The organism is Pseudomonas sp. 2835 (assembly GCF_050435905.1).
In the GTDB taxonomy this organism is placed as follows: domain Bacteria; phylum Pseudomonadota; class Gammaproteobacteria; order Pseudomonadales; family Pseudomonadaceae; genus Aquipseudomonas.
Map to the genome: position 1 here is coordinate 345387 of NZ_JBNDLE010000002.1, position 26455 is coordinate 371841.

Here is a 26455-nt window from a genome sequence, read left to right on the forward strand (position 1 = left end):
TCAGTGCCCGTTTTGTACGTCCAGTACGACCTGGTACAAGGATTCGTTACTGGCGGCCGCACGCAGTTTTTCGCGTACGTCCTGGCGGTCGAGCATGCTGGCGATCTGGCGCAGCAGCTCCAGGTGCGCATCGGTAGCCGCTTCCGGGACCAGCAGTACGAACAGCAGGTCGACCGGGGCGCCATCGATGGCGTCGAAATCAATAGGGGCGTCAAGGTGCAACAGCGCGCTGACCGGCGACTCACAGCCCTTGAGGCGGCAATGGGGAATGGCAATGCCGTTGCCGAAACCGGTGGAGCCCAGTTTTTCCCGGGCGATCAGGGCTTCGTACACGATCTGGGTGTCCAGCTCGGGCACTTCTTTGCCGATCAGATTGGCGATCTGTTCGAGCGCACGTTTTTTACTGCCGCCCGGCACGTTCACGAGGGAACGGCCGGGGGTCAGGATGGTTTCAAGTCGGATCATGGATGAGGGGGATCAGCGGGCCGCTGCACCTTGCAGCAGGCTTTGCTGTTTTTCCTTGTGTTTTTTCAGTTGGCGGTCGAGCTTGTCAGTCAAGGCGTCGATCGCTGCATACATGTCTTGGTGTTCGGCATTTGCAACCACTTCGCCGCCCGGGATCTGCAGGGTGGCCTCGATCTTCTGTTGAAGCTTCTCGACCTTCATGATTACCGTCACATTGGTAATCTTGTCGAAATGCCCCTCCAAGCGAGCAAGCTTTTCAAGTACGTACTCACGCAGGGGCTGAGTAACTTCTACATGCTGTCCACTGATATTGACTTGCATACAGCTTCTCCTTTGTTGCCGGTGCATAAGAGGCAGGTATTGCGCCTGCCACTGAACTGCGGTGGCACACCTCAGGAGCCGTTACATCAATCGCTTGCGCTCGCTCGACGGTGCAATGCCGAGGGACTCGCGGTACTTGGCGACGGTGCGACGTGCTACCTGGATGCCTTGTGCCTCCAGTAAACCAGCGATCTTGCTGTCACTCAATGGCTTTTTCTGATTTTCCGCTGCAACCAGTTTCTTGATGATCGCGCGGATCGCCGTGGACGAGCATTCACCGCCTTCGGAGGTGCTGACGTGGCTGGAGAAAAAGTACTTCAGCTCGTAAATTCCGCGGGGCGTGTGCATGTATTTTTGCGTGGTCACGCGGGAAATGGTCGACTCGTGCATGCCCACCGCTTCGGCGATGTCGTGCAGCACCAGCGGCTTCATCGCCTCGTCGCCATGATCGAGGAAGCCGCGCTGGTGCTCGACGATCTGGGTGGCGACCTTCATCAAGGTTTCGTTGCGGCTTTGCAGGCTCTTGATGAACCAGCGCGCCTCCTGCAACTGGTTGCGCATGAAGGTGTTGTCGGCGCTGGTGTCGGCGCGACGGACGAAGCCTGCGTACTGCGGGTTGACGCGCAGGCGCGGTACCGCTTCCTGGTTGAGCTCGACCAGCCAGCGCTCGTTGTCCTTGCGCACGATCACGTCGGGTACCACGTATTCGGCTTCGCTGGATTCGATTTGCGAGCCCGGGCGCGGGTTGAGGCTCTGTACCAGTTCGATGACCTGGCGCAGCTCGTCTTCCTTGAGCTTCATGCGGCGCATCAGCTGGCTGTAGTCGCGGCCGCCGAGCAGGTCGATGAAGTCGCTGACCAGGCGCTGGGCTTCGGTCATCCACGGCGTGCGCGGCGGCAGTTGGCGCAGTTGCAGCAACAGGCACTCGCTGAGGTTGCGCGCGCCGATACCGGCGGGCTCGAACTGCTGGATGCGGTGCAGCACGGCTTCGACTTCGTCCAGCTCGATGTCGAGCTCGGGGTCGAAGGAGTCGCAGATTTCTTCCAGGGTTTCGTCGAGATAACCCTGGTTGTTGATGCAGTCGATCAGGGTCACGGCGATCAGCCGGTCGGTGTCGGACATCGGTGCCAGGTTGAGCTGCCAGAGCAGGTGGCTCTGCAGGCTTTCGCCAGCGGAGGTGCGGGTGGTGAAGTCCCACTCGTCATCATCGTTGCTGGGCAGGCTGCTGGCGCTGGTCTGGTAGATGTCTTCCCAAGCGGTATCGACCGGCAGCTCGTTGGGGATGCGTTCGTTCCATTCGCCTTCTTCGAGGTTGTCCACCGTCGGGGCGGTCTCCTGGAAGCTGGTTTCCTGAACTTCGGCGACGGGTTTGCTCTCGGCGTTGTCGGCCATCGGGTCGCTGTTGTCGAAGTCGTCGCCATCTTCCTGGCGCTCGAGCATCGGGTTTGATTCCAGCGCTTCCTGGATTTCCTGCTGGAGATCCAGGGTAGAAAGCTGGAGCAGACGTATGGCCTGTTGCAACTGCGGGGTCATCGTCAGTTGCTGGCCCATTCTTAGGACGAGCGATGGTTTCATGGCAGGGGCTTAACACCTTATTTGCCGGCGCACATGCGCCATCCACTACAAGGGCACCGAAGCGCCAACTTTAAGCAAATTATATGCCTGAAATTGCAGCGTTTGCCTAGAGCGCCGTAACAATTAAGCCATCATCTGGCCTGTTTACGAGCGCTCCGGCAGCGCCTTACACCTTGAGCCTACAGGCGGAACTCATGGCCGAGGTAAACCTCTTTGACCAGGTCGTTGGCCAGGATGGTCTCTGCATCGCCTTCGGCGATCAGCTGGCCATCGTTGACGATGTAAGCGGTTTCGCAGATATCCAGGGTTTCACGGACGTTGTGGTCGGTGATCAGAACGCCGATGCCCTTGGCCTTCAGGTGATGGATGATCTGCTTGATGTCGCCAACCGAGATCGGGTCGACACCGGCAAAGGGTTCGTCGAGCAGGATGAACTTGGGTGCGGTGGCCAGGGCGCGGGCAATCTCGACGCGGCGGCGCTCACCACCGGAAAGGCTCATGCCGAGGTTGTCGCGGATGTGGCTGATGTGGAATTCCTGCAGCAGGCTTTCCAGCTCCTTGCGCCGGCCATCGCGGTCCAGGTCCTTGCGGGTTTCGAGGATCGCCATGATGTTGTCGGCGACCGACAGCTTGCGAAAGATCGAGGCTTCCTGCGGCAGGTAGCCAATACCGGCGCGGGCACGGCCGTGCATGGGCTGGTGACTGACATCAAGGTCGTCGATCAGCACGCGGCCCTGATCGGCCTGAACCAGGCCGACGATCATGTAGAAGCAGGTAGTCTTGCCGGCGCCGTTAGGGCCGAGCAGGCCGACGATCTGGCCGCTGTCGATCGACAGGCTGACGTCGCGGACCACTTGCCGGCTCTTGTAGCTCTTGGCCAGGTGCTGGGCTTTGAGGGTTGCCATTTACTCGGCCTTCTTCTTCGGCTGGATCACCATGTCGATGCGCGGACGCGACTCGGTGACTTTGCCACCGCGACCGGCGGTAGCGATCTGTTTCACCGTGTCATAGACGATCTTCTCGCCTTCGGTGGTGTTGCCTTCGTTGATAACCTTGGCGCGGTCGATCAGGACGATGCGGTTTTGCGGCGCATTGTACTGGATGGTCTTGCCATAGCCCTGCATCTTGTCTGGCTTGGCGGCGCTCTGCTGCTGTTCGAAGTAGGCCAGGTTGCCCACCGAGGTCACCACGTCGATGTCGCCACCGGCGGTACGGGTGATGGTCACGGTGTTGCCTTTGATCATCATCGAGCCCTGGGTGATGATCACGTCACCGGTGTAGGTGGCGATGCCTTTCTTGTCGTCCAGTTGAGCGTGGTCGGCCTGGATGCGGATCGGCTGGTCACGGTCGTTCGGCAGGGCCCAGGCGCTCGCGCTTCCCAGTGCTGCGCTCAGGCTGAGCAAAAAGGGGAGGGTTTTAACGAGCCTCATACTGTCCTCTTACGTTGGACAGCAGGTCCATCCTGCCGTCTTTCAAATACGCTTTCATTCCATTGCCCGTAGTGACGCCACCGGCGCCGTCGATTCTAACGGCTTGCTCGGTTTGCGCATATTGCTTCTGCGGGAATACCGTCATGCGGCTGCTGGTAATGATCATGGTGCGGTTCTTTTCGTCGGTGCGGGCAACCCGTACCGAATCGATCAGTTCGACTTCGCTGCCGTCGGGATTGACCTCGCCGCGCTCGCTCTGCACGTGCCACGGATAAGTGGTGCCGCGGTACATCTGCAGGTCGGGTTTGGTCAGCAGGGTGACTTCGCTGGCCTTGAGGTGCTCGACCTTGTCGGCGGTCATCTCGTACTGCATCTTGCCGTCAGGCAAAAACTGCACGCTGTGAGCGTTCACCGCGTAATAGTCGATGGCGCTCTGGTCCGGCCCGGCAACCGGCTTGTTGTCGAGGAAACTCTCGGGGCTGATGTTCCAGTAGCCGACCGCCACCAGCAGGGCGGCGATCACACTGAACAGCGCAATGTTGCGGATTTTCTTACTGAACATGTGTCGCTCTACAGGTAATGGGCGTTGGCCGCGTCAAGATTGCCCTGGGCTTGCAGGATCAGTTCGCAGAATTCGCGCGCTGCCCCTTCGCCGCCACGTGCCCGGGTTACCCCGTGGGCGTGCTCGCGGACGAAAGCGGCGGCATTGGCCACCGCCATGCCCAGGCCGACCCGGCGGATCACCGGCAGGTCAGGCAGGTCGTCGCCCAGATAGGCGACCTGTTCATAGCTTAGGTTGAGCTGGCCGAGAAGCTCGTCCAATACCACCAGTTTATCTTCCCGGCCCTGGTACAGGTGAGGGATGCCGAGGTTCTTTGCCCGGCGCTCGACCACCGGGGTCTTGCGCCCGCTGATGATCGCCGTGGTCACGCCCGAGTTCATGAGCATCTTGATGCCCTGGCCGTCGAGGGTGTTGAAGGTCTTGAATTCGCTGCCATCTTCGAGAAAGTACAGGCGACCGTCGGTGAGCACGCCGTCTACGTCGAAAACCGCCAGCTTGATGGCCTTGCCGCGCTGGAGCAGGTCCTGGGTCATTTACATCACTCCCGCACGCAACAGGTCGTGCATGTTCAGGGCGCCGACCGGGAGCTCGTCCTTGTCGATCACCACCAGGGCGCTGATCTTGTGGTCTTCCATGATCTTCAGGGCTTCAGCGGCGAGCATTTCGGCGCGGGCGGTCTTGCCGTGGGCGGTCATGACTTCTTCGATAAGGGTCTTGTGCACGTCGATATTGCGATCGAGGCTGCGGCGCAGATCGCCGTCGGTGAAGATCCCGGCCAACCGTCCGTCGGCTTCGAGCACCACGGTCATCCCCAAACCTTTGCGGGACATTTCAAGCAGCGCGTCCTTGAGCAGGGTGCCGCGTTGCACGTGCGGCAGCTCGTCGCCGGCATGCATGACGTTCTCGACCTTCAGCAGCAGGCGTCGGCCGAGGGCGCCGCCGGGGTGCGAAAAGGCGAAATCTTCAGCGGTAAAGCCGCGGGCTTCGAGCAGGGCGATGGCCAGGGCGTCGCCCAGTACCAGTGCCGCGGTGGTCGAGGAGGTCGGTGCCAGGTTCAGCGGGCAGGCTTCCTGGGCAACGCGGGCGTCGAGGTTGACCTCGGCAGCCTTGGCCAGTGGCGAATCGGGGTTGCCGGTCAGGCTGATCAACTGGATGCCCAGGCGCTTGATCAGCGGCAGCAGGGTGACGATCTCGGCGGTGGAGCCCGAGTTGGACAGGGCCAGGATCACGTCATCACGGGTGATCATGCCCATGTCGCCATGGCTGGCTTCGGCCGGGTGCACGAAAAACGCCGGCGTACCGGTGCTGGCCAGGGTGGCGGCGATCTTGTTGCCGATGTGCCCCGACTTGCCCATGCCGACCACCACCACCCGGCCCTTGCTGGCCAGGATCAGCTCGCATGCCTTGACGAAATCGGCGTCGATGTGGGCCAGCAGGCCCTCAACCGCCTCGAGTTCGAAACGGATGGTGCGCTGCGCGGATTGGATCAGGTCGCTGGATTGGCTCATGTCGAAAATCGGATTGCCTGATGAAAAGGCGGCGATTATAGCGGTAATGGGCGAAAGCCTCACCTTGTGATTGTCATACATTCGCCCAGTTGGCTTAACCATAGCTGAACAAGCACAGCGGCGGCCTTGGGGCGGCACTACCAGCGGTGCTATAGTTCGCCGCTGTTCGGCCCGCTCGGTGCGTGCGTGCCTCCACGAAGGGGGCGCGCGTCTGAGTGAGAAGGCTGCATCGCAAGGAGTCTAGATGAGCGTTGATAACGCCTACGCGGTCGAATTGAAGGGCGTTTCCTTCAAGCGCGGTTCGCGCAGCATCTTCAATAATGTCGACATACGCATTCCCCGCGGCAAGGTTACCGGCATCATGGGGCCTTCCGGGTGCGGCAAAACCACGCTGCTGCGGCTGATGGGGGCACAACTGCGCCCGGCCAGTGGCGAGGTCTGGGTGGCCGGGCAGAACCTGCCGACCCTGTCGCGCAGTGACCTGTTCGATGCCCGCAAGCAGATGGGTGTGCTGTTCCAGAGTGGCGCGCTGTTCACCGATCTCGATGTGTTCGAGAACGTTGCCTTCCCGCTGCGCGTGCATACCCAGCTGTCTGACGAGATGATTCGCGACATCGTCCTGATGAAGCTTCAGGCCGTTGGCCTGCGCGGGGCCATCGAGCTGATGCCCGACGAGCTTTCCGGTGGCATGAAGCGTCGTGTGGCCCTGGCCCGGGCAATAGCCCTCGACCCGCAGATCCTCATGTACGATGAACCGTTCGTCGGTCAGGACCCGATTGCCATGGGCGTACTGGTGCGGCTGATCCGCCTGCTCAACGATGCCCTGGACATCACCAGCATCGTGGTTTCCCACGACCTGGCCGAAACCGCCAGCATCGCCGACTACATCTATGTGGTCGGTGACGGCCAGGTGTTGGGGCAGGGCACGCCGCAAGAGTTGATGGGCTCCGACAACCCGCGCATTCGTCAATTCATGAAAGGCGACCCGGATGGCCCGGTGCCCTTTCACTTTCCTGCGCCGGATTACCGCGCCGATCTTCTGGGGAAGCGTTGATGCGCAGAAAATCATTGCTCGAACGTATCCGTCGCTTTGGTCGCTCGGCCATCGACGTGCTGGCCGTGCTCGGCCGTTCCTTTCTGTTCCTGCTGCATTCGCTGGTTGGGCGCAGCGGCACCGGCGGCGGTTTCCAGCTGCTGATCCGCCAACTCTATTCGGTTGGCGTGCTGTCGCTGGCGATCATCGTCGTTTCCGGGGTGTTCATCGGCATGGTGCTGGCCCTGCAGGGTTTCAGCATCCTCACCAAGTACGGCTCCGAACAGGCGGTGGGGCAGATGGTTGCCCTGACCTTGCTGCGTGAACTGGGCCCGGTGGTTACCGCGCTGCTGTTCGCCGGACGTGCCGGTTCGGCGCTGACCGCCGAAATCGGCAACATGAAGTCCACCGAACAGTTGTCCAGCCTGGAGACAATTGGCGTTGATCCGCTCAAGTACATCGTCGCGCCGCGGCTATGGGCCGGTTTCATCTCGCTGCCGTTGCTGGCGCTGATCTTCAGCGTGGTCGGTATCTGGGGTGGATCGTGGGTGGCCGTAGACTGGCTGGGCGTTTACGAAGGCTCGTTCTGGGCCAACATGCAGAACAGTGTTTCCTTTACCGACGATGTGCTCAACGGGGTGATCAAAAGCCTGGTGTTTGCCTTCGTCGTGACCTGGATTGCCGTGTTCCAGGGTTATGACTGCGAGCCCACCTCAGAAGGGATCAGTCGTGCCACCACCAAGACCGTGGTCTACGCCTCATTGGCAGTCCTGGGTCTGGACTTTATTCTGACCGCCTTGATGTTTGGAGATTTCTGATGCAAAACCGCACCCTGGAAATCGGTGTCGGCCTGTTCCTCCTGGCCGGGATCCTGGCGCTGATCCTGCTGGCCCTGCGCGTCAGCGGCCTGTCGGCGAGCCCGAGCAGCGACACCTATAAACTTTATGCCAACTTCGACAATATCGCCGGTTTGACTGTCAGAGCTAAAGTGACCATGGCCGGTGTGACCATCGGCAAGGTCACCGCCATCGATCTGGATCGTGACACCTTCACCGGTCGGGTGACGCTGCAGCTGGAAAAACGGGTCGATAACCTGCCTGTCGATTCCACTGCATCTATCCTCACCGCAGGGCTGCTCGGCGAGAAATACATCGGTATCAGCGTCGGCGGAGAAGATGCGGTGCTCAAGGATGGTGCAACCATTCACGACACCCAGTCGGCGCTGGTACTGGAAGATCTGATTGGCAAGTTCCTGCTCAATACCGTTGGCAAAGAAGCTAAATAAGGAGTTTCCATGATTTCTATCCTGCGACGCGGCTTGCTGGTGTTGCTGGCAGCGCTGCCGTTGATGGCCGGTGCAGCTGCTCTGTCTCCCAAGCAGGTGATCGAGAAGACCACCAACCAGTTGCTGGCTGACCTGAAAGCCAACAAGGAGCAATACAAGGCCAACCCGAGCGCCTTCTACGACGCGCTCAATGCCAACCTGGGCCCGGTCGTCGATGCCGATGGCATCTCGAAAAGCATCATGACCGTCAAATATTCGCGCAAGGCTACCCCGGCGCAGATGCAGCGCTTCCAGGAAAACTTCAAGCGCAGCCTGATGCAGTTCTATGGCAATGCCCTGCTCGAGTACAACAACCAGGGTATTACCGTTGGCAACGAGAAGAAGGACGGCGACGACCGTGCCAGTGTCGACATGAGCGTCAAGGGCAACAACGGTGCCGTCTATCCTGTGTCCTACACCCTGACCAAGCTGGACGGCGAATGGAAAGTGCGGAACGTTATCGTCAACGGCATCAACATCGGCAAGCTGTTCCGTGACCAGTTCGCCGACGCCATGCAGCGCAACGGCAACGACCTGGACAAGACTATCGACGGTTGGGCGGGTGAAGTGGCCAAGGCCAAGGAAACCACCGAGCAAGCAGCCGAGAAGCAAGCGCAATGACCGACAGCGTCGTGACCATGAGCGAGCCAGGTGTGTTGAGCCTGGCCAGGGTGCTCGACTACCGCAACGGGCCGGCCTTGCGCAAGCAGGGCAAGGCACTGATCGCGGCGTGCAAGGCCCCCGGGCTGGTGCTGGATTGCTCGCAGGTTGAAAAATCCAGCAGTGTCGGCCTGTCCCTGCTGCTGGCCTTCATGCGCGACGCCAAGGCAGCCGGCAAGGCCGTCGAGGTTCGCGCCATGCCGCAGGATATGCGGGAAATCGCCGAGGTTTATGATCTTGACGAGGTGCTGGCCGGTCAATGACCGCCAGCCAGCGACTGGCCCCTCTGTCAGAGTCTCCGATTACGGGGTTCGCAGGCGAGGGGCTTTTTTGTATGATGGCCGACCCGCGCGCAAAGGGCGCCGATTGAGGTTGAGCATGCAGGCCGTAGAAGTTAAGAACTTCCTTGAAGAAAAGTTGCCGGGAACCCGGGTCGAAGTTGAAGGCGAAGGCTGCAACTTCCAGTTGAACGTGATCAGCGACGAATTGGCGGGCCTGAGCCCGGTCAAGCGTCAGCAGCAGATCTATGCTCACCTTAACCCGTGGATCACCGATGGCAGCATCCATGCGGTAACCATGAAATTTTTCAGCAGCGCAGCCTGGGCTGAGCGCACCTGAGCCAACTTGGCGGCGAGACTCTAATGGACAAACTGATTATTACTGGCGGCGTTCGCCTCGATGGCGAAATCCGCATTTCCGGGGCAAAGAACGCTGCCCTGCCGATCCTGGCGGCCACCTTGCTCTGCGATGGCCCGGTCACCGTTGGCAACCTGCCGCACCTGCACGACATCACCACGATGATCGAGCTGTTCGGGCGCATGGGCATTGAGCCGGTCATCGACGAGAAGCTCTCGGTCGAAATCGACCCGCGCACCATCAAGACCCTGGTCGCGCCGTACGAGCTGGTGAAAACCATGCGCGCCTCGATCCTGGTACTGGGCCCGATGGTCGCCCGTTTTGGCGAAGCCGAAGTGGCCCTGCCTGGCGGTTGCGCCATTGGTTCGCGCCCGGTCGACCTGCACATCCGCGGCCTTGAGGCCATGGGTGCGAAGATCGAGGTCGAAGGCGGCTACATCAAGGCCAAGGCGCCTGAAGGCGGCCTGCGTGGCGCACACTTCTTCTTCGATACCGTGAGCGTAACCGGTACCGAGAACATCATGATGGCCGCCGCTTTGGCCAAGGGCCGCAGCGTGCTGCAAAACGCCGCGCGCGAGCCGGAAGTGGTCGACCTTGCCAACTTCCTCAACGCCATGGGTGCCAAAGTCCAGGGCGCCGGTACCGACACCATCACCATCGATGGCGTCGAGCGCCTGGGTTCGGCGACCTACCGCGTCATGCCTGACCGTATCGAAACCGGTACCTACCTGGTTGCCGCTGCCGTGACTGGCGGTCGCGTCAAGGTCAAGGACACCGATCCGACCATCCTCGAAGCCGTCCTTGAGAAGCTCAAGGAAGCCGGCGCCGAAGTCACCACCGGTGAAGACTGGATCGAGCTGGACATGCACGGCAAGCGGCCGAAAGCCGTGAACCTGCGTACCGCTCCGTATCCGGCGTTCCCGACCGACATGCAGGCGCAGTTCATCTCGCTCAACGCCATTGCCGAAGGCACGGGTGCAGTGATCGAGACGATCTTCGAAAACCGCTTCATGCACGTTTACGAAATGCACCGCATGGGTGCCCTGATCCAGGTCGAGGGCAACACTGCCATCGTCACCGGGACCAAGACCCTCAAAGGCGCTCCAGTGATGGCTACCGACCTGCGGGCTTCGGCCAGCCTGGTACTGTCGGCGCTGGTTGCCGAAGGCGATACCCTGATCGACCGCATTTACCACATCGACCGTGGTTACGAGTGCATCGAAGAAAAACTGCAGATGCTCGGCGCCAAGATCCGTCGCGTACCGGGCTAGTCTGTGAGTGGCGCAGGGACGCGCCAGCCAATTGCTGCAAAGAATTGAATGCGGCCGGGCCTGTTGAGGCCCGGCCGGCTGTAGCCGCATAAGGACCGACGTTTCCCATGTTGACCATCGCGCTATCCAAAGGTCGGATTCTCGACGATACCCTGCCGTTGCTGGCGGAAGCCGGTATTGTGCCGACCGAAAACCCGGACAAGAGCCGCAAGCTGATCATCCCTACGACTCAGGAAGACGTGCGTCTGCTGATCGTGCGCGCCACCGACGTGCCGACTTATGTCGAGCATGGTGCCGCCGACCTGGGTGTGGCCGGCAAGGACGTGCTGATGGAGTACGGTGGCCAGGGCCTGTACGAGCCGCTGGACCTGCAGATTGCCCAGTGCAAGCTGATGACCGCTGGCAAGGTTGGTGCTGCCGAGCCCAAGGGCCGCCTGCGCATCGCTACCAAGTTCGTCAACGTCGCCAAGCGCTACTATGCCGAACAAGGCCGTCAGGTCGATATCATCAAGTTGTATGGTTCGATGGAGCTGGCGCCGCTGATCGGCCTGGCCGACAAGATCATCGACGTTGTCGACACCGGTAACACCCTGCGTGCCAATGGCCTGGAACCCCAGGAACTGATTGCCACCATCAGCTCCCGGCTGGTGGTCAACAAGGCTTCGATGAAGATGCAGCACGCCCGCATCCAGAGCCTGATCGACACCCTGCGCCAGGCTGTCGAATCGCGACACCGCGGCTAAGACTTTCTACCTCCTGCGCGCGACCTTCGCTGTCGCGCCCGTCTATCCGCGTCATAGCCAATTTTCTCGGGTGCCCGCGCGGATGGACTGGTAGCTTAGGGCGCCTGAGCATTCGCCATTTATGAGGCCCTCGCTATGACCACGTCCACTGCAATCGCCCGACTCAATGCCGCTGACCCGGATTTCGCCCGACATCTGGATCATCTGCTGAGCTGGGAAAGTGTTTCTGACGACGCGGTCAACCAGCGCGTGCTCGACATCATCAAGGCCGTGCGCGAGCGTGGCGATGCGGCACTGGTGGAGTTCACCCAGCGTTTTGACGGTGTGCAGGCTACCTCGATCGACGACCTGATCCTCGGTCGCGAGCGCCTGGAACTGGCCCTGACCCGCATCACCCCAGCCCAGCGCGAAGCCCTGGAAAAAGCCGCCGAGCGCGTGCGCAGCTACCACGAGCGGCAAAAGCAGGATTCCTGGAGCTACACCGAAGCCGACGGCACCGTACTCGGCCAGAAGGTTACGCCGCTGGATCGTGCCGGCCTGTATGTGCCTGGCGGCAAGGCGTCGTACCCGTCGTCGGTACTGATGAACGCGATTCCGGCCAAGGTCGCCGGTGTCGGTGAAGTGGTCATGGTGGTGCCAACCCCGCGTGGTGAGGTCAACGAGCTGGTGCTGGCCGCCGCGTGCATCGCCGGTGTCGACCGGGTCTTCACCATCGGTGGCGCGCAGGCGGTTGCCGCCCTGGCCTATGGCACCGAGAGCGTGCCACAGGTCGACAAGGTGGTCGGCCCGGGCAACATCTACGTGGCCACCGCCAAGCGCCATGTGTTCGGCCAGGTCGGCATCGACATGATCGCCGGCCCCTCGGAGATTCTTGTGGTCTGTGACGGCCAGACCGATCCGGACTGGATCGTCATGGACCTGTTCTCCCAGGCCGAGCACGACGAGGATGCCCAGGCGATCCTGGTCAGCCCTGACGCCGGGTTCCTTGACAAGGTCGCTGCGAGCATCGACAAGCTGCTGCCGACCATGGAGCGTGCCGAGATCATCAAGACCTCGATCAACGGCCGTGGTGCATTGATCCAGGTGCGCGACATGCAGCAGGCGATGGACGTTGCCAACCGCATCGCCCCTGAGCACCTGGAGTTGTCGGTGGCCGATCCGCAAGCCTGGTTGCCACAGATTCGTCACGCCGGCGCGATCTTCATGGGGCGCCACACCAGCGAAGCCCTGGGCGATTACTGTGCAGGCCCGAACCACGTGCTGCCGACTTCCGGCACCGCGCGATTCTCGTCGCCGCTGGGGGTGTATGACTTCCAGAAGCGTTCGTCGATCATCTTCTGCTCCAAGCAGGGCGCTTCCGACCTGGGCCACACCGCCTCGGTGCTGGCCCGTGGCGAATCGCTGACCGCCCACGCCCGCAGCGCCGAATACCGCATTCTTGCCGACAAGAAGGGGAACTGAACATGAGTAAATTCTGGAGCCCCTTCGTCAAGGACCTGGTGCCTTACGTGCCGGGCGAGCAGCCAAAGCTGGCCAAGCTGGTCAAGCTCAACACCAACGAGAACCCCTACGGCCCGTCACCCAAGGCGCTGGAAGCCATGCGCGGCGAGCTCAACGACAACCTGCGCCTGTACCCGGACCCCAACAGCGACCTGCTCAAGCAGGCGGTAGCGGACTACTACGGTGTGCAGGGTAACCAGGTGTTCCTCGGCAACGGTTCGGACGAAGTGCTGGCGCACATCTTCCATGGCCTGTTCCAGCACGATGCGCCGTTGCTGTTCCCCGACATCAGTTACAGCTTCTACCCGGTCTACTGCGGCCTGTATGGCATCCCGTTCGAGGCGGTGGCGCTGGACGAGCAGTTCCAGATCCGCGTCGATGACTACCGTAAGGCCAATGGCGGGATCATCTTTCCCAACCCTAACGCGCCGACCGGCTGCCTGCTCGCTTTGGACGCCATCGAGCAACTGCTCAAGGCCAACCCGGATTCGGTGGTGGTGGTCGATGAAGCCTATATCGACTTTGGCGGCCAGACCGCCATCAGCCTGGTGGACCGCTATGACAACCTGCTGGTCACCCAGACCCTGTCCAAGTCGCGTTCGCTGGCCGGCTTGCGGGTAGGCCTGGCGGTGGGCCATCCGGACCTGATCGAGGCGCTGGAGCGGATCAAGAACAGCTTCAACTCCTATCCGCTCGATCGCATGGCGATTGTCGGTGCGGCGGCAGCGTTCGCCGACCGTACGTACTTCGACGAAACCTGCCGCAAAGTGATCGACAGTCGCGAGCAGTTGGTCAAGGAATTGAGCGCCCTTGGTTTTGAAGTCCTGCCGTCGGCGGCCAACTTCATCTTTGCCCGCCACCCGCAGCAGGACGCCGCCGAGCTTGCGGCCCGCCTGCGCGAGCAAGGGGTGATCGTGCGGCACTTCAAGCAGGCGCGGATCGCCCAGTTCCTGCGCATCACCATCGGTACCCCGGAGCAGAACCAGGCGTTGCTTGATGCGCTGAACTGAAACTGCTCAGTCCTTATCGCGGGGCAAGCCCGCTCCCACTGTGGGAGCGGCGGTGCGACGCCTCGACTTGCCCCGCGATGCTTGTTACCGGTAATCTTTCCCTTCTGAATTCATCCGATGATTGGATGTCATGACGTTATTGATCAAACGCTCCCTGGTCGAACAAGCCGTCGAGCAACTGCGCCAACGGGTCGCCAGTGGGGCCTGGACGGTGGGCCAGCGCCTGCCCACCGAACCGGAACTGGCCACGGAACTGGGCATCAGCCGCAACACCGTGCGCGAAGCCATGCGTGTACTGGCCTTCAGCGGCCTGGTCGAAGTTCGCCAGGGCGATGGCAGCTACCTGCGGACCGCCGTCGACCCGTTGCAAGCCCTGCAGGCGCTGTCACGCTGCGACCTGGAGCAGGCGCGGGAAACTCGCCACATCCTTGAGGCCGAGGCCATTGGCCTGGCTGCGCTGCGCCGCACCGAAGAAGACCTGCAAGGCCTGCGCGAAGCGCTCAGGCACAGCAGCGCGCACTTTCATGACGACCTGGAGCAGTACATCGGGTGCGACCTGGTGTTTCACCAGCGCCTGGTAGATGCCGCGCATAACCCGGCCTTGAGCGAGTTGTATCGCTACTTCTCCGGCGTGGTGGCGGCTACCTTGCACCACAACCTGAGCCACGCGCCCCGCTGCCAGCTGGTCTTCGACCTGCACGGGCAGATTCTCGATGCCATCGAACAACGCGATCCGGCCAAGGCCAAGGCCCTGAGCCGGACACTGATAAACGAATCCTGACCTTGCGAGACTGCCATGGGCCATGAAACAACCCGAACTGCGGCACCGGCCAACGGGCCGGAGCTGGAAGAGCTGCTGATTGATGCCGAAGCTGACGACGAACAAGTGCAACAGCAACCGGTGCTGCTCAAGCGCCCCTGGCTGTTGCTGCTCGGCCTGGTGCTGGTGGCGCTGAACCTGCGCCCGGCGCTGTCGAGCATGGCGCCGCTACTCAGCCTGGTCTCGGACAGCCTTGGCCTGACGGCCTCCCAGGCCGGTTTGCTGACCACCTTGCCGGTGCTGTGCCTGGGGCTGTTCGCGCCGCTGGCGCCGATTCTGGCGCGGCGCTTTGGCAGCGAGCGGGTGATCCTCGGTATTTTGCTGGTGCTGGCAGCCGGTATTGCCGTGCGCAGCGCTTTTGGCAGCACCGGGGTATTCGTCGGCAGCATCATGGCCGGGGCCAGCATCGGTGTGATTGGCGTGCTGTTGCCGGGCATCGTCAAACGTGACTTTCCCAAGCACGCCGGGACCCTGACCGGCGTCTACACCATGGCCTTGTGCCTGGGCGCGGCAATGGCTGCGGGCGCTACCGTGCCCTTGAGCCAGCGTCTGGGCGATAGCTGGTCGCTGGGCCTGGGGTTCTGGCTGATTCCGGCTTTACTGGCCGCGCTGGTCTGGCTGCCCCAGGCCCGCCAGGGTCACGGCGCTCATCACGTGGCGTACCGCGTGCGCGGGCTGCTGCGTGATCCGCTGGCCTGGCAGGTCACCCTGTACATGGGCCTGCAATCGTCGCTGGCCTATATCGTCTTCGGCTGGTTGCCGTCGATCCTTATCGGTCGTGGCCTGAGCCCGACCCAGGCGGGGCTGGTGCTGTCCGGTTCGGTGATCGTGCAATTGATCAGTTCGCTCAGCGCGCCGTGGCTGGCGACCCGTGGCAAGGACCAGCGCCTGGCCATCGTGGTGGTCATGCTCATGGCCCTGGCCGGTCTGTTCGGCTGCCTGTATGCGCCGCTGGAAGGGCTGTGGGGTTGGGCCATCGTACTGGGCCTGGGGCAGGGCGGTACCTTCGCCCTGGCGCTGACCCTGATCGTGCTGCGCTCAAAGGACGCTCACGTCGCGGCCAACCTGTCGAGCATGGCCCAGGGCATCGGTTATACCCTGGCATCGATGGGGCCGTTCGCGGTCGGCCTGGTGCATGACCTGACCGGCGGCTGGGACGCGGTGGGCTGGATCTTTGCCGTACTGGGTGTCGGTGCCATCGGCTTTGGCCTCAAGGCCGGGCGCAACCTGCATGTGCAAGTAGTCAGCGAGCGGGTTTGAGCCTGGCATTCGCCAGGCAAATGCCCATAGCTTTTTGCCACTTCAGCGGACTATCGTGCAGGTCTATTCCAAAGGAACCGGACCTGCCTCATGAGTGATGCCAACACTGCCGTGATCACCCGCTTCTACCAGGCTTTCCAGCGCCTGGACGCCGAAGCCATGGTCGCCTGCTACAGCGACGATATCGTTTTCAGCGACCCGGCCTTCGGTACTTTGCGCGGCAAGGACGCGGGTGACATGTGGCGCATGCTCACCACCCGCGCCAAGGACTTCTCCCTGACCTTTGACACTGTGCGCGCTGACGAGCGTGCTGGCAGCGCCCACTGGGTCGCCCGCTACCTGTTCAGCCAGACCGGCCGCACGGTGGTCAACGACATCCAGGCACGTTTCGTGTTTCGTGACGGCAAGATCTGTGAACACCACGACAACTTCGACCTGTGGCGCTGGTCGCGCCAGGCATTGGGCGCCACAGGGCTGTTGCTGGGCTGGTCGCCGTTGGTTCAGGGCAAGGTGCGCGCCCAGGCGCAGAAAGGCCTGCGCGCGTTTCAGGCGGGGCGCGGCTGATCAGTTTCGATCACTTGGTCCTCGGGGTTAAAGACGAAGCGTGCCGGCTGCTCGGCCCAAGGCAGGCTGATCTGGATGACCGGAACGAACGTGCCCGCTTGCTGGTACCAGTCACGTTGCACGCGTTGAGCATCTTCAAGGCCCCCCGGGCTGCCCTCGAGGTAGAAAAACGACTGGATAGGCAGTTCCCTGAAGCGTTGCTCATCCCATGTCAGGATGATGATTTCGTTCCAGGCAAACGGCCGATCCTCCATCAGTTGCATCACACGTAGTGCCTGATAGAAATTTTCTGCCGCCGCAACACCCGTCGTCCTGCGGATGTCGAAGCTGCATTGCACTGCGTAGCGGTAATCGGGATTGCCGTTCCAGCGGTCGATCACCTGCGGATCGGAGGACGTTCTGTAATGGCTGATCCATTGTACGGCGGTATGTATGCCGAGCCTGTCGCACAGGTTCTCTTTTATCTGGGGAGTGCGCATGTTATCGCCACAACCGCTCTTGTCGCGCTCCCAGCTGTCGCCGTCGGTTGGATAGGCGCAGAGTGGTTTGTACGACATGCTGCCGGCAGGCCGGAGCTTGATGGGCGCCAGGGTGTATCCGCTGCGGGCACTTTCGGCCAATGCACTGATCGGTGCGTCCGCCCGCAGGTAAGAGAATGATACGCCGCGTTTGGCAATGGCCTTGGGGCTGTTGTTCCAGGTGTAATACTGGCTTGAGGGTCTGGTTACCCGCAACATGATGCCGGAACAGGCATACGCAGGCTCACCGTCGCAATCCTGGCGGCTGTCTTCGTATGCAGCCTGCATGGCTGCTGCGGTGCGCGGGCCGATCTCGGCAAAGGCCATGCTGGCTGCGGGGAGGGTCAATGCGCAAGCCAGCAGAATGTGTTTTGCAGGTATCGATTTCATGTTGTGTAGCCCTGATGAGAGATGGGCTACCTACGTTATTTTCCTGTGCGCGGAGCGTATGTCGCCGAGCGGCAAAAGGCGCTGGCAAAAAGCCGATACGCGCGCTCACAAGCGGTTGGCAGATGCGTAGGAATGCATGAGAGAGGGGATTGTTACCGCGAGGAATTGTTAGAATCGACGACTCGAAAACTATCGGTCCAGCCCGCGTGAGCGACACTACACCGCCGACCTCAAAGCCCTGGTACGTCTATCTGGTGCGCGCCGCCAATGGTTCGCTGTACTGCGGGATCAGTGACAATCCCGAGCGGCGCTTCCTGGCCCATCAGAAGGGCCAGGGGGCTCGCTACTTCAGCACCAGCCCGGCGGTGGCACTGGTCTATGTCGAGGCCTGGCCCGACAAAACCAAGGCCCTGCAACAGGAGCGGCTGGTGAAGAAGCTGCGCAAAAGTGCCAAGGAGGCGCTGGTGGCCTCCTGGGCGGGGCTCAGTCCTTGCGACGCTTGAGCTGATCGGTCAGTTGTGTCGGCAGGCCCTTGATGATCAGGGTGCCGGCTTCTTCGTCGTACTCGATCTTCGAGCCCAGCAGGTGCGCTTCAAAGCTGATCGACAAGCCTTCGGCGCGACCGGTGAAGCGGCGGAACTGGTTGAGGGTGCGTTTATCGGCGGGGATTTCCGGCGACAGGCCGTAGTCCTTGTTGCGAATGTGCTCGTAGAAGGCCCGAGGGCGGTCTTCGTCGATCAGCCCCGAAAGCTCCTCGAGGGTCACCGGCTCGCCGGCCTTGGTCTGGCTGGTGGCGTAGTCGACCAGGGTCTGGGTCTTCTCGCGGGCGGCTTCTTCGGGCAGGTCTTCGCTTTCGACGAAGTCACTGAAGGCCTTGAGCAGGGTGCGGGTCTCGCCCGGGCCATCGACGCCTTCCTGGCAGCCGATGAAGTCGCGGAAGTACTCCGAGACCTTCTTGCCGTTCTTGCCCTTGATGAACGAGATGTACTGCTTGGAAGCCTTGTTGTTCTGCCACTCTGAAATATTGATGCGCGCGGCCAGGTGCAACTGGCCCAGGTCCAGGTGGCGCGACGGGGTCACATCCAGCTCGGCGTTCACGGCCACGCCTTCGCTGTGGTGCAGCAGGGCAATCGCCAGGTAGTCGGTCATGCCCTGCTGGTAGTGGGCGAAGAGGACGTGGCCGCCGACCGAAAGGTTGGACTCTTCCATCAGCTTTTGCAGGTGCTCGACGGCGACGCGGCTAAAGGCGGTAAAGGTGCTGCCTTCATCCAGGTATTCCTTGAGCCAGCCGCTGAACGGGTGGGCGCCGGATTCTGCGTGGAAGAAGCCCCAGGCTTTACCCTGTTTGGCGTTGTAGCTGTCGTTGAGATCGGCCAGGAGGTTTTCGATGGCACCCGACTCGGCCAGTTCCGAGTCGCGGGCGTGCAGCACGGCGGGGCTGCCATCGGGTTTCTTGTCGATCAGGTGGACGATGCAATGACGGATCGGCATGGGATTCTCGGTTGAAAATGGGCGGTGCTGGCCGCGTTGCAAAGTCGCCAAGTGTACCTCAGCACAGGGGTGATTCAGCGGCCAGATGTTGGCAGATATGTCGGTTGTTCGTTTTTTGTTCAAAATTTTGCGTTTTTTCGCGCAAACCCCCGAAAAACCTGCACATTTGCCCTGTGGGAGGCGGATATTTATCTATTCCTGTGGTAGTTTTGCCCGGTCTTGCGCCCCGTGTGTGGCGCATTGCTGGCAGACCGCTTGCGTCACGTCGAACCAAACGTCGTTTTACGTATCTACATACGCGATTGACGTGGCTGTAACACCGGACCGCCGGCTACCCCGCAGGTCTGGCTCGATGACTGACGTAGCACTCTGCATACTCACTGAATTTGATAGGGAAGGAACACCACCATGGCATTGACCAAAGACCAACTGATCGCCGATATCGCTGAAGCTATCGACGCGCCAAAAACCACCGCGCGTAACGCTCTGGAGCAACTGGGCCAGATCGTTGCTGATCAACTGGAAAATGGCAGCGAAATCACCCTGCCAGGCATCGGCAAACTGAAAATCACCGAGCGTCCTGCCCGTACCGGCCGCAACCCTTCGACTGGCGCTGCCATCGAAATCGCTGCCAAGAAAGTCGTCAAGTTCGTACCAGCCAAAGTGCTGACCGACGCTGTAAACAAGTAATTGTAAACAGCTCGACAAAAGCCGCGTCCGGGTTGCCCGGACGCGGTTTTTTTATGCCTTGGTTTTGCTCCAGCGCTGCTGGCGCCAGGCCTGGCGCGCCGCAGCATCCTGGAAGGTCCAGGCGATCATGCGGCTCTGCTTCTGCCCCTGGCCCATCTCCACCACCCGCTGATCGACAACTGCGGCCTTTTTCAGCGCCGCCTGGATGCCGGGCAGGTTGGAGGCTTTGGACACCAGGCTGGTGAACCACAGCACCTGCTGGCCAAGGCTGGCGCTCTCAGCCACCAACTGGCTGACGAAGCGGATCTCGCCGCCTTCGCACCAGAGTTCGTTGTTTTGCCCGCCAAAGTTCAGCACCGGCAACTTGCGCTTGGGGTCGGCCTTGCCCAGCGCCCGCCATTTGCGCTGGCTGCCGCGGGTGGCTTCTTCGCGCGAGGCGTGGAAGGGCGGGTTGCACAGGGTCAGGTCGAAGCGCTCGTCGCCTTTTAGCAGCCCCAGCAGGATGTGCTTGCGATTGCCTTGCTGGCGCAGGCTGATGGCCTTGCCCAGGCTGTTGGCCTGGACGATGGCGCCGGCCGCAGCCAGCGCCGTGGCGTCGATGTCTGAACCGAGAAAGCGCCAGCGGTAATCGCTGTGGCCCAATAACGGGTAGATGCAGTTGGCACCGACGCCGATGTCCAGAACCTGGACCTGCGCGCCTCGGGGGATTTCGCCGCCGTTCTCATCTGCCAGCAGGTCGGCCAGCACGTGCACGTAGTCGGCCCGGCCGGGGATTGGCGGGCACAGATAGTCAGCCGGGATGTCCCAGTGCTGGATGCCGTACTGGGCCTTGAGCAGGGCGCGGTTGAAGACCCTGACTGCATCCGGGTTGGCGAAGTCGATGCTCGGCTTGCCGTGGGGGTTGGTGATCATGAACCGGCCCAGCTCAGGGCTGCTCTTGATCAGCTGGGGGAAGTCGTAGCGGCCCTGGTGGCGGTTGCGCGGGTGCAGGGTCGGTTTGTTGGCTGTGGTCATCTTGATGTCCGGTGGAAAGCATCGCGGGTCAAGCCCGCTCCTACAGAGACTCCTGTGGGAGCGGGCTTGACCCGCGCTGGCATCACTGAGGTCAGCGATCGTTACAAGGCGGCAATCCGCGCATGCTGCTCGGTGAAGTTGGCCAGGGCCTGTTCGGCTTCAGCCAGCTTGGCGCGCTCCTTGTCGATCACCGCAGGCGGTGCCTTGTCGACGAAGGCGGCGTTGGACAACTTGCCGCCGACGCGCTGGACTTCACCCTGCAGACGCTGGATTTCCTTGTTCAGGCGAGCCAGCTCGGCATCCTTGTCGATCAGCCCGGCCATCGGCACCAGCACCTGCAGATCGCCGACCAGTGCGGTGGCGCTCAGTGGCGCTTCGTCCTGTTCGCCGAGTACGGTGAAGGATTCGATCTTCGCCAGCTTCTTCAGCAGCGCTTCGTTTTCCTGCAGGCGACGCTGGTCTTCGGCACTGGCGTTTTTCAGGAATAGTTGCAGCGGCTTGCCCGGGCCGATGTTCATTTCGCCACGGATGTTGCGCACGCCAAGCATCAGCTCCTTGAGCCATTCGATATCGCCTTCGGCAGCAGCATCGATGCGGCTTTCATTGGCCACTGGCCATGGCTGCAGCATGATGGTCTTGCCTTGCGCGCCGGCCAGCGGCGCCAGGCGCTGCCAGATTTCTTCGGTGATGAACGGCATGAACGGATGCGCCAGGCGCAGCGCCACTTCCAGTACCCGAACCAGGGTGCGGCGAGTGCCACGGGCGCGTTCGACCGGGGCGTTCTCGTCCCACAGTACCGGCTTGGACAGTTCCAGGTACCAGTCGCAATACTGGTTCCAGATGAACTCGTAGAGCGCCTGGGCGGCGAGGTCGAAGCGGAACTGATCGAGCTGACGGGTCACTTCGGCTTCGGTGCGCTGCAACTGCGAGATGATCCAGCGATCAGCCAGCGACAGCTCGTAGGCTTCACCGTTCTGGCCGCAGTCTTCGCCCTTGTCCAGGACGTAGCGCGCAGCGTTCCAGATCTTGTTGCAGAAGTTGCGGTAGCCTTCGACGCGGCCCATGTCGAACTTGATGTCGCGGCCGGTGGAGGCCAGCGAGCAGAAGGTGAAGCGCAGGGCGTCGGTGCCGTAGCTGGCGATGCCGTCAGGGAACTCGGCCTTGGTCTGCTTGGCGATTTTCTCGGCAAGCTTTGGCTGCATCATGCCGCTGGTGCGTTTTTCCAGCAGTTCGTCCAGGGTAATGCCGTCGACGATGTCCAGCGGGTCAAGGACGTTGCCCTTGGACTTGGACATCTTCTGGCCCTGGCCATCGCGCACCAGGCCGTGCACGTAGACGGTCTTGAACGGTACCTGCGGGGTGCCGTCCTCGTTCTTCACCAGGTGCATGGTCAGCATGATCATCCGGGCAACCCAGAAGAAAATGATGTCGAAGCCGGTGACCAGCACGTCGGTGGAGTGGAACTTCTTGAGGAATTCGGTCTGCTGCGGCCAGCCCAGGGTCGAGAAGGTCCACAGGCCCGAGCTGAACCAGGTGTCGAGAACGTCGTTGTCCTGGTTCAGGACCACGTCGGCGCCGAGGTTGTGCTTGCTGCGCACTTCTTCTTCGCTACGGCCGACGTAGACCTTGCCGGACTCGTCGTACCAGGCCGGAATACGGTGGCCCCACCACAGCTGACGGCTGATGCACCAGTCCTGGATGTCGCGCATCCACGAGAAGTACATGTTTTCGTACTGCTTGGGCACGAACTGGATGCGGCCGTCTTCGACGGCAGCAATCGCAGGCTCTGCCAGCGGCTTGGTCGATACATACCACTGGTCGGTCAGCCACGGCTCGATGACGGTGCCCGAGCGGTCGCCTTTCGGCACTTTCAGGGCGTGGTCGTCGACGCTGACCAACAGGCCGGCGGCGTCGAAATCGGCGACGATCTGCTTGCGCGCGACGAAGCGGTCCAGACCTGCATACTGGGCAGGCAGGGTCGCGTCGATGCTTTCGTTGATGCTGCCGTCGAGGTTGAACACCTGGGCGGCCGGCAGGACGAAGGCGTTCTTGTCGAAGATGTTCAGCAGCGGCAGGTTGTGGCGCTTGCCGACTTCATAGTCGTTGAAATCGTGGGCCGGGGTGATCTTCACGCAGCCGGTGCCGAACTCAGGGTCGCAGTAGTCGTCGGCGATGATCGGGATGCGCCGGCCAACCAGCGGCAGCTCGACGAACTTGCCGATCAGTGCCTTGTAGCGCTCGTCTTCCGGGTTCACGGCAACGGCGGCGTCGCCGAGCATGGTTTCCGGCCGCGTGGTGGCGACGATCAGGTAATCCTTGCCATCGGCGGTCTTGGCGCCGTCAGCCAGCGGGTAGCGCAGGTTCCACAGGTGACCCTTCTCGTCGTGGTTTTCCACTTCGAGGTCGGAAATCGCCGTGTGCAGCTTGGTGTCCCAGTTGACCAGGCGCTTGCCGCGGTAGATCAGGCCGTCTTCATGCAGGCGCACGAAGGCTTCTTTCACTGCTTCCGAGAGGCCGTCGTCCATGGTGAAACGCTCGCGGCTCCAGTCGACCGACGAGCCCAGGCGGCGAATCTGGCGGCTGATGTTGCCACCGGACTGATCTTTCCATTCCCAGACCTTTTCCAGGAACTTCTCGCGACCCAGGTCGTGACGGTTCTGGCCTTTGGCTTCGAGTTGACGCTCGACCAGCATCTGCGTGGCGATACCGGCGTGGTCGGTACCTGGCTGCCACAGGGTGTTGCGGCCCTGCATGCGGCGGAAACGGATCAAGGCGTCCATGATCGCGTTGTTGAAGCCATGACCCATGTGCAGGCTGCCGGTGACGTTCGGCGGCGGGATCATGATGGTGTAGGAATCGCCCGCGCCTTGCGGAGCGAAATAATTCTCGGACTCCCAGGTGTTGTACCAGGAAGTTTCAATGGCGTGCGGCTGGTAGGTCTTATCCATGCGCGGCGGGACCCTTAGGCATTTATTCAGGAAAGCCGGAGAGTATAACGAAGCGGCAAGCTTCAAGCGACAAGCTGCAAGCTTGGAGCGCCGCACGGCTCTTGCAGCTTGTCGCTTGAAGCTTGTTACTGCTTTTTATTGGTTGAGCAGGCGCTCGAGCCGGGCATCCAGGCGGCGCTTGATCTCGCTCTCGATATGCGGGGCGAAATCGTTGATCACATCCTGCATGATCAGTTGCGCGGCCGCGCGCAATTCAGCGTCCAGGTGCAGCAGGGTTTCCTGGCGCTTGGCCTGCGGGTCGGCTGGCGCTTCAGGTGCCGGCTGCGGTGCCGCTTGGGCTTCTTCGAGCAGCAGCGGGATCTGCTCCTCGACGGTCTCGGTCAACAGCGGCGGTTCGAGGGATGCATCGCCAAGCAGCTGGCGGATCGACTCCAGGTCGTCCAGCAGGTGCGCGGATTGGGGCAGGGCAGTGGGTTTGTCCATCGTCTTCAGAGTCGCTGTAAGCGGTGATCTTGCAGAGCATAGCCCTGTTCGCGGTAGAAACGGAAACTCTCTCGGGCCGCCTGACGAATCGCCGGCTCTTCGACCACGATCTCGGCGATCCGGGCAAAGCGCGCTGCGAACGCTGGCACCTTGAGGTCAAGGTTGATCAGCAGGTCCTGGTGGCTGCCGGCGTCATCGCCAAGGCCCAGGGCCACGCTGCCCTGCGGGTCGTCTTCAGCCGCGTCGTGGGGCACGAATGCCTCGCCCTTGAACGCCCACAGCCGTGCATCCAGCTCATCGCGCTGGGCCGCATCGCTGCAATGCAGGTAAACCCGATGCCCCAGGCGCCAGGCTTTGTCGCAGAGCTTGCAGGCGAAATCCAGGCGCGCCGAGGGCGCGGCGCTGGGCAATATGTAGAAATCGACTTTGGTCATGGTCAGCCTGCCGGCCGCCTACGCCCGAGGGCGCAGGCGGCTGGCGTCGTCTCAGGCGTTGGCGCGATCGAGCAGGTACTGGGTCAGCAGCGGAACCGGGCGGCCAGTGGCGCCCTTGTCCTTGCCGCCGCTGATCCAGGCCGTGCCGGCGATGTCCAGGTGAGCCCAGTTGTAGGCCTTGGCAAAGCGCGACAGGAAGCAACCGGCGGTAATGGTGCCGGCTTTTGGCCCGCCGATGTTGGCGATGTCGGCGAACGGGCTGTCGAGCTGTTCCTGGTATTCGTCGAACAGCGGCAGTTGCCAGGCGCGGTCGTCGGCACGTTTGCCGGCGTCGAGCAGTTGCCCGACCAGGTCGTCGTTGTTACCCATCAGGCCCGAGGTATGGCTGCCCAGGGCAACGATGCAGGCACCGGTCAGGGTGGCGATGTCGATTACCGCCTGCGGCTTGAAACGCTCGGCGTAGGTCAGGGTATCGCACAGCACCAGGCGGCCTTCGGCGTCGGTGTTGAGGATCTCGACGGTCTGCCCGCTCATGGTCGTGACGATATCGCCCGGACGGGTGGCGCCGCCGCTTGGCATGTTCTCGGCGCAGGCCAGCAGGCACACCAGGTTGATCGGCAGTTGCAGCTCGAGCACGGCGCGCAGGGTGCCGAAGACGCTGGCGGCACCGCCCATGTCGAACTTCATTTCATCCATGCCGGCGCCGGGCTTGAGGCTGATGCCGCCGGTGTCGAAGGTAATGCCCTTGCCCACCAGAACGAAAGGCTTCTCGCTCTTCTTGCCGCCCTGGTAGTTGAGCACGATCAGGCGTGGCGGCTGGTCGCTGCCCTGGCCAACGGCGTAGAAGGCGCCCATGCCCAGGTCCTTGATCTTCTTCTCGTCCAGAACCTCGACCTTGAGACCTTTGAATTCCTTGCCCAGGGCCTTGGCTTGTTCGGCCAGGTAGCTTGGGTGGCAGACGTTCGGTGGCAGGTTGCCCAGGTCGCGGGTGAAGCCCATGCCGTTGGCGATGGCGACGGCGTGCTTGACCGCGCGCTCGACATCGCTAGCGCCGGCCTTGGCGCTGAGCAGGGTGATTTTCTTCAGGGCGCGTGGTTCGGCTTTCTTGCTCTTGAACTGGTCGAACACGTACTGGCCGTCGAGCAGGGTTTCAGCCAACAGGCGGGTCTTGCCATAGAAAGCATCGCGGCCGGCAACCTTGACGTCGTCCAGGGCCAGTGCTGCGTCGCTACCGTTCAGGCCCTTGAGCACTGCCAGCACGGCGGCAATGACCTTGCGCCAGCTGCGATCACCCAGCTCGGCGTCCTTGCCGGTACCGACCAGCAGCACGCGCTCGGCCTTGAGATTCGGCAGGCTGTGCAGCAGCAGGGTCTGGCCGACCTTGCCGGCCAGGTCGCCGCGCTTGAGCACGCTGGCCAGGGCACCGCCGGTGGCCTGGTCGATGGTCTTGGCGATGGCGCCGAGTTTGCCGCCTTCGGCCACAGGCAGGACCAGGGTGGCGGTTTTCAAGGATGCTGCGGCGACGCTTTTTACAACCAGTTCCATGTCAGGTTCCCCGAATGATCTGTCGATGCGCGTTGTCTATGCAGGCGCGGTCGTGGCCGCGTGGTCGCGTACCAGTGCTAAAGCCCCCAGTTTGAGCCTGCTTCGCCCGCCGTGACAACCCCGAGATGAAGCATTGTGCGGCGCCAAGTGACAGGCACGGCCAATCACAGGATAATGCGCCAACTTTTACCCGGGTTCGCTCTGGCGAGCGGGCTACTATCTTGGCTGTTATGGATTTCTTGTTCGGCTGTCCGAGCCTG

30 protein-coding genes are annotated in these 26455 nt (G+C 61.9%); 15 read left to right on the plus strand and 15 right to left on the minus strand.

Annotation, left to right across the window (positions count from 1 at the left end):
- The 8 genes from ptsN to ABIE20_RS03710 form a co-directional block, all read right to left on the minus strand.
- Positions 1 to 465, minus strand: coding sequence for a PTS IIA-like nitrogen regulatory protein PtsN (ptsN, locus tag ABIE20_RS03675; RefSeq protein WP_429502867.1), 465 nt, complete (start codon positions 463 to 465; stop codon positions 1 to 3).
- A 12-nt stretch (positions 466 to 477) separates the two neighbouring features.
- Positions 478 to 786 carry a ribosome hibernation-promoting factor, HPF/YfiA family gene (gene hpf / locus ABIE20_RS03680; protein ID WP_429502869.1) on the minus strand — a complete coding sequence of 103 codons (309 nt, stop codon included), beginning with the start codon at positions 784 to 786 and terminating at the stop codon, positions 478 to 480.
- Positions 787 to 867: 81 nt separating this feature from the next.
- Positions 868 to 2361: an RNA polymerase factor sigma-54 gene (locus ABIE20_RS03685; protein ID WP_429502871.1), complete on the minus strand. Its 1494-nt coding sequence runs from the start codon at positions 2359 to 2361 to the stop codon at positions 868 to 870.
- A gap of 179 nt (positions 2362 to 2540) precedes the next feature.
- Positions 2541 to 3266: an LPS export ABC transporter ATP-binding protein gene (gene lptB, locus ABIE20_RS03690; protein ID WP_038996944.1), complete on the minus strand. Its 726-nt coding sequence runs from the start codon at positions 3264 to 3266 to the stop codon at positions 2541 to 2543.
- Positions 3267 to 3791: a lipopolysaccharide transport periplasmic protein LptA gene (gene lptA, locus ABIE20_RS03695; RefSeq protein WP_045196347.1), complete on the minus strand. Its 525-nt coding sequence runs from the start codon at positions 3789 to 3791 to the stop codon at positions 3267 to 3269. It abuts the gene before it with no gap.
- Entirely contained in the window at positions 3778 to 4353 is a 576-nt protein-coding gene (gene lptC, locus ABIE20_RS03700; RefSeq protein WP_045196349.1) for an LPS export ABC transporter periplasmic protein LptC, read from the minus strand. The genes lptA and lptC overlap by 14 nt, the downstream gene beginning before the upstream one ends.
- Before the next feature lie 8 nt (positions 4354 to 4361).
- Positions 4362 to 4886 carry a KdsC family phosphatase gene (locus ABIE20_RS03705; protein WP_429502874.1) on the minus strand — a complete coding sequence of 175 codons (525 nt, stop codon included), beginning with the start codon at positions 4884 to 4886 and terminating at the stop codon, positions 4362 to 4364.
- Entirely contained in the window at positions 4887 to 5861 is a 975-nt protein-coding gene (locus ABIE20_RS03710; RefSeq protein ID WP_429502876.1) for a KpsF/GutQ family sugar-phosphate isomerase, read from the minus strand.
- Between the two features lie 244 nt (positions 5862 to 6105).
- On the opposite strand from ABIE20_RS03710, the gene ABIE20_RS03715 reads away from it, so the two are divergent.
- The 13 genes from ABIE20_RS03715 to ABIE20_RS03775 all read left to right on the plus strand — a co-directional run bounded on the left by ABIE20_RS03715 (position 6106) and on the right by ABIE20_RS03775 (position 16682).
- A complete protein-coding gene (locus tag ABIE20_RS03715; protein ID WP_429502877.1) occupies positions 6106 to 6915 on the plus strand; it encodes an ATP-binding cassette domain-containing protein in 810 nt (269 codons plus the stop codon).
- The gene (gene mlaE, locus ABIE20_RS03720; RefSeq protein WP_429502879.1) at positions 6915 to 7712 is read left to right on the plus strand and encodes a lipid asymmetry maintenance ABC transporter permease subunit MlaE; all 798 of its coding nucleotides are present in this window, start codon (positions 6915 to 6917) and stop codon (positions 7710 to 7712) included. The genes ABIE20_RS03715 and mlaE overlap by 1 nt, the downstream gene beginning before the upstream one ends.
- Positions 7712 to 8179 (plus strand): outer membrane lipid asymmetry maintenance protein MlaD, encoded by a 468-nt coding sequence (gene mlaD / locus ABIE20_RS03725; protein ID WP_010223376.1) that lies wholly within the window; start codon positions 7712 to 7714, stop codon positions 8177 to 8179. Before mlaE ends, mlaD begins: the two co-directional genes overlap by 1 nt.
- A gap of 9 nt (positions 8180 to 8188) precedes the next feature.
- Entirely contained in the window at positions 8189 to 8839 is a 651-nt protein-coding gene (locus ABIE20_RS03730; protein ID WP_429502881.1) for an MlaC/ttg2D family ABC transporter substrate-binding protein, read from the plus strand.
- Positions 8836 to 9141, plus strand: coding sequence for an STAS domain-containing protein (locus ABIE20_RS03735; protein ID WP_429502883.1), 306 nt, complete (start codon positions 8836 to 8838; stop codon positions 9139 to 9141). The genes ABIE20_RS03730 and ABIE20_RS03735 overlap by 4 nt, the downstream gene beginning before the upstream one ends.
- A gap of 115 nt (positions 9142 to 9256) precedes the next feature.
- Complete coding sequence (locus tag ABIE20_RS03740) at positions 9257 to 9496, plus strand: BolA family protein (RefSeq protein WP_093388180.1); 240 nt, start codon at positions 9257 to 9259, stop codon at positions 9494 to 9496.
- A gap of 23 nt (positions 9497 to 9519) precedes the next feature.
- On the plus strand, positions 9520 to 10785 hold the full coding sequence (murA, locus tag ABIE20_RS03745) for a UDP-N-acetylglucosamine 1-carboxyvinyltransferase (protein ID WP_010223372.1): 1266 nt from the start codon (positions 9520 to 9522) through the stop codon (positions 10783 to 10785).
- Positions 10786 to 10892: 107 nt separating this feature from the next.
- Positions 10893 to 11528 carry an ATP phosphoribosyltransferase gene (gene hisG, locus ABIE20_RS03750; RefSeq protein WP_038996931.1) on the plus strand — a complete coding sequence of 212 codons (636 nt, stop codon included), beginning with the start codon at positions 10893 to 10895 and terminating at the stop codon, positions 11526 to 11528.
- 135 nt (positions 11529 to 11663) lie between these two features.
- Positions 11664 to 12989, plus strand: coding sequence for a histidinol dehydrogenase (gene hisD, locus ABIE20_RS03755; protein ID WP_429502886.1), 1326 nt, complete (start codon positions 11664 to 11666; stop codon positions 12987 to 12989).
- Positions 12990 to 12991: 2 nt separating this feature from the next.
- The gene (gene hisC / locus ABIE20_RS03760) at positions 12992 to 14038 is read left to right on the plus strand and encodes a histidinol-phosphate transaminase (protein ID WP_429502888.1); all 1047 of its coding nucleotides are present in this window, start codon (positions 12992 to 12994) and stop codon (positions 14036 to 14038) included.
- A gap of 130 nt (positions 14039 to 14168) precedes the next feature.
- Positions 14169 to 14819 (plus strand): FadR/GntR family transcriptional regulator, encoded by a 651-nt coding sequence (locus ABIE20_RS03765; protein ID WP_429502890.1) that lies wholly within the window; start codon positions 14169 to 14171, stop codon positions 14817 to 14819.
- A gap of 15 nt (positions 14820 to 14834) precedes the next feature.
- Positions 14835 to 16118 (plus strand): CynX/NimT family MFS transporter, encoded by a 1284-nt coding sequence (locus ABIE20_RS03770; RefSeq protein WP_429502892.1) that lies wholly within the window; start codon positions 14835 to 14837, stop codon positions 16116 to 16118.
- Between the two features lie 90 nt (positions 16119 to 16208).
- Positions 16209 to 16682, plus strand: coding sequence for a nuclear transport factor 2 family protein (locus tag ABIE20_RS03775; protein ID WP_429502894.1), 474 nt, complete (start codon positions 16209 to 16211; stop codon positions 16680 to 16682).
- Here ABIE20_RS03775 and ABIE20_RS03780 read toward each other — a convergent pair.
- On the minus strand, positions 16664 to 17590 hold the full coding sequence (locus ABIE20_RS03780) for a hypothetical protein (protein ID WP_429502896.1): 927 nt from the start codon (positions 17588 to 17590) through the stop codon (positions 16664 to 16666). The genes ABIE20_RS03775 and ABIE20_RS03780 overlap by 19 nt on opposite strands.
- A gap of 206 nt (positions 17591 to 17796) precedes the next feature.
- Between ABIE20_RS03780 and ABIE20_RS03785 the strand changes: the two genes are divergently transcribed.
- Positions 17797 to 18093: a GIY-YIG nuclease family protein gene (locus tag ABIE20_RS03785; protein WP_429502898.1), complete on the plus strand. Its 297-nt coding sequence runs from the start codon at positions 17797 to 17799 to the stop codon at positions 18091 to 18093.
- Here ABIE20_RS03785 and yejK read toward each other — a convergent pair.
- Positions 18074 to 19081 (minus strand): nucleoid-associated protein YejK, encoded by a 1008-nt coding sequence (yejK, locus tag ABIE20_RS03790; RefSeq protein ID WP_429502899.1) that lies wholly within the window; start codon positions 19079 to 19081, stop codon positions 18074 to 18076. The genes ABIE20_RS03785 and yejK overlap by 20 nt on opposite strands.
- Positions 19082 to 19489: 408 nt before the next feature.
- On the opposite strand from yejK, the gene ABIE20_RS03795 reads away from it, so the two are divergent.
- Positions 19490 to 19771: an HU family DNA-binding protein gene (locus ABIE20_RS03795; RefSeq protein WP_009398256.1), complete on the plus strand. Its 282-nt coding sequence runs from the start codon at positions 19490 to 19492 to the stop codon at positions 19769 to 19771.
- Positions 19772 to 19822: 51 nt separating this feature from the next.
- On the opposite strand, the gene rlmF is transcribed toward ABIE20_RS03795, so the two are convergent.
- From rlmF to ABIE20_RS03820, 5 genes are all read right to left on the minus strand, one after another.
- Positions 19823 to 20785 (minus strand): 23S rRNA (adenine(1618)-N(6))-methyltransferase RlmF, encoded by a 963-nt coding sequence (gene rlmF, locus ABIE20_RS03800; RefSeq protein ID WP_429502902.1) that lies wholly within the window; start codon positions 20783 to 20785, stop codon positions 19823 to 19825.
- 101 nt (positions 20786 to 20886) lie between these two features.
- Positions 20887 to 23733 carry a valine--tRNA ligase gene (locus ABIE20_RS03805; RefSeq protein WP_429502903.1) on the minus strand — a complete coding sequence of 949 codons (2847 nt, stop codon included), beginning with the start codon at positions 23731 to 23733 and terminating at the stop codon, positions 20887 to 20889.
- A gap of 135 nt (positions 23734 to 23868) precedes the next feature.
- On the minus strand, positions 23869 to 24216 hold the full coding sequence (locus tag ABIE20_RS03810; protein ID WP_429502905.1) for a DNA polymerase III subunit chi: 348 nt from the start codon (positions 24214 to 24216) through the stop codon (positions 23869 to 23871).
- Positions 24217 to 24221: 5 nt separating this feature from the next.
- Positions 24222 to 24650 (minus strand): DNA polymerase III subunit chi, encoded by a 429-nt coding sequence (locus ABIE20_RS03815; protein ID WP_429502907.1) that lies wholly within the window; start codon positions 24648 to 24650, stop codon positions 24222 to 24224.
- 51 nt (positions 24651 to 24701) lie between these two features.
- A complete protein-coding gene (locus ABIE20_RS03820; protein WP_429502909.1) occupies positions 24702 to 26195 on the minus strand; it encodes a leucyl aminopeptidase in 1494 nt (497 codons plus the stop codon).
- Positions 26196 to 26455: the final 260 nt, after the last annotated feature.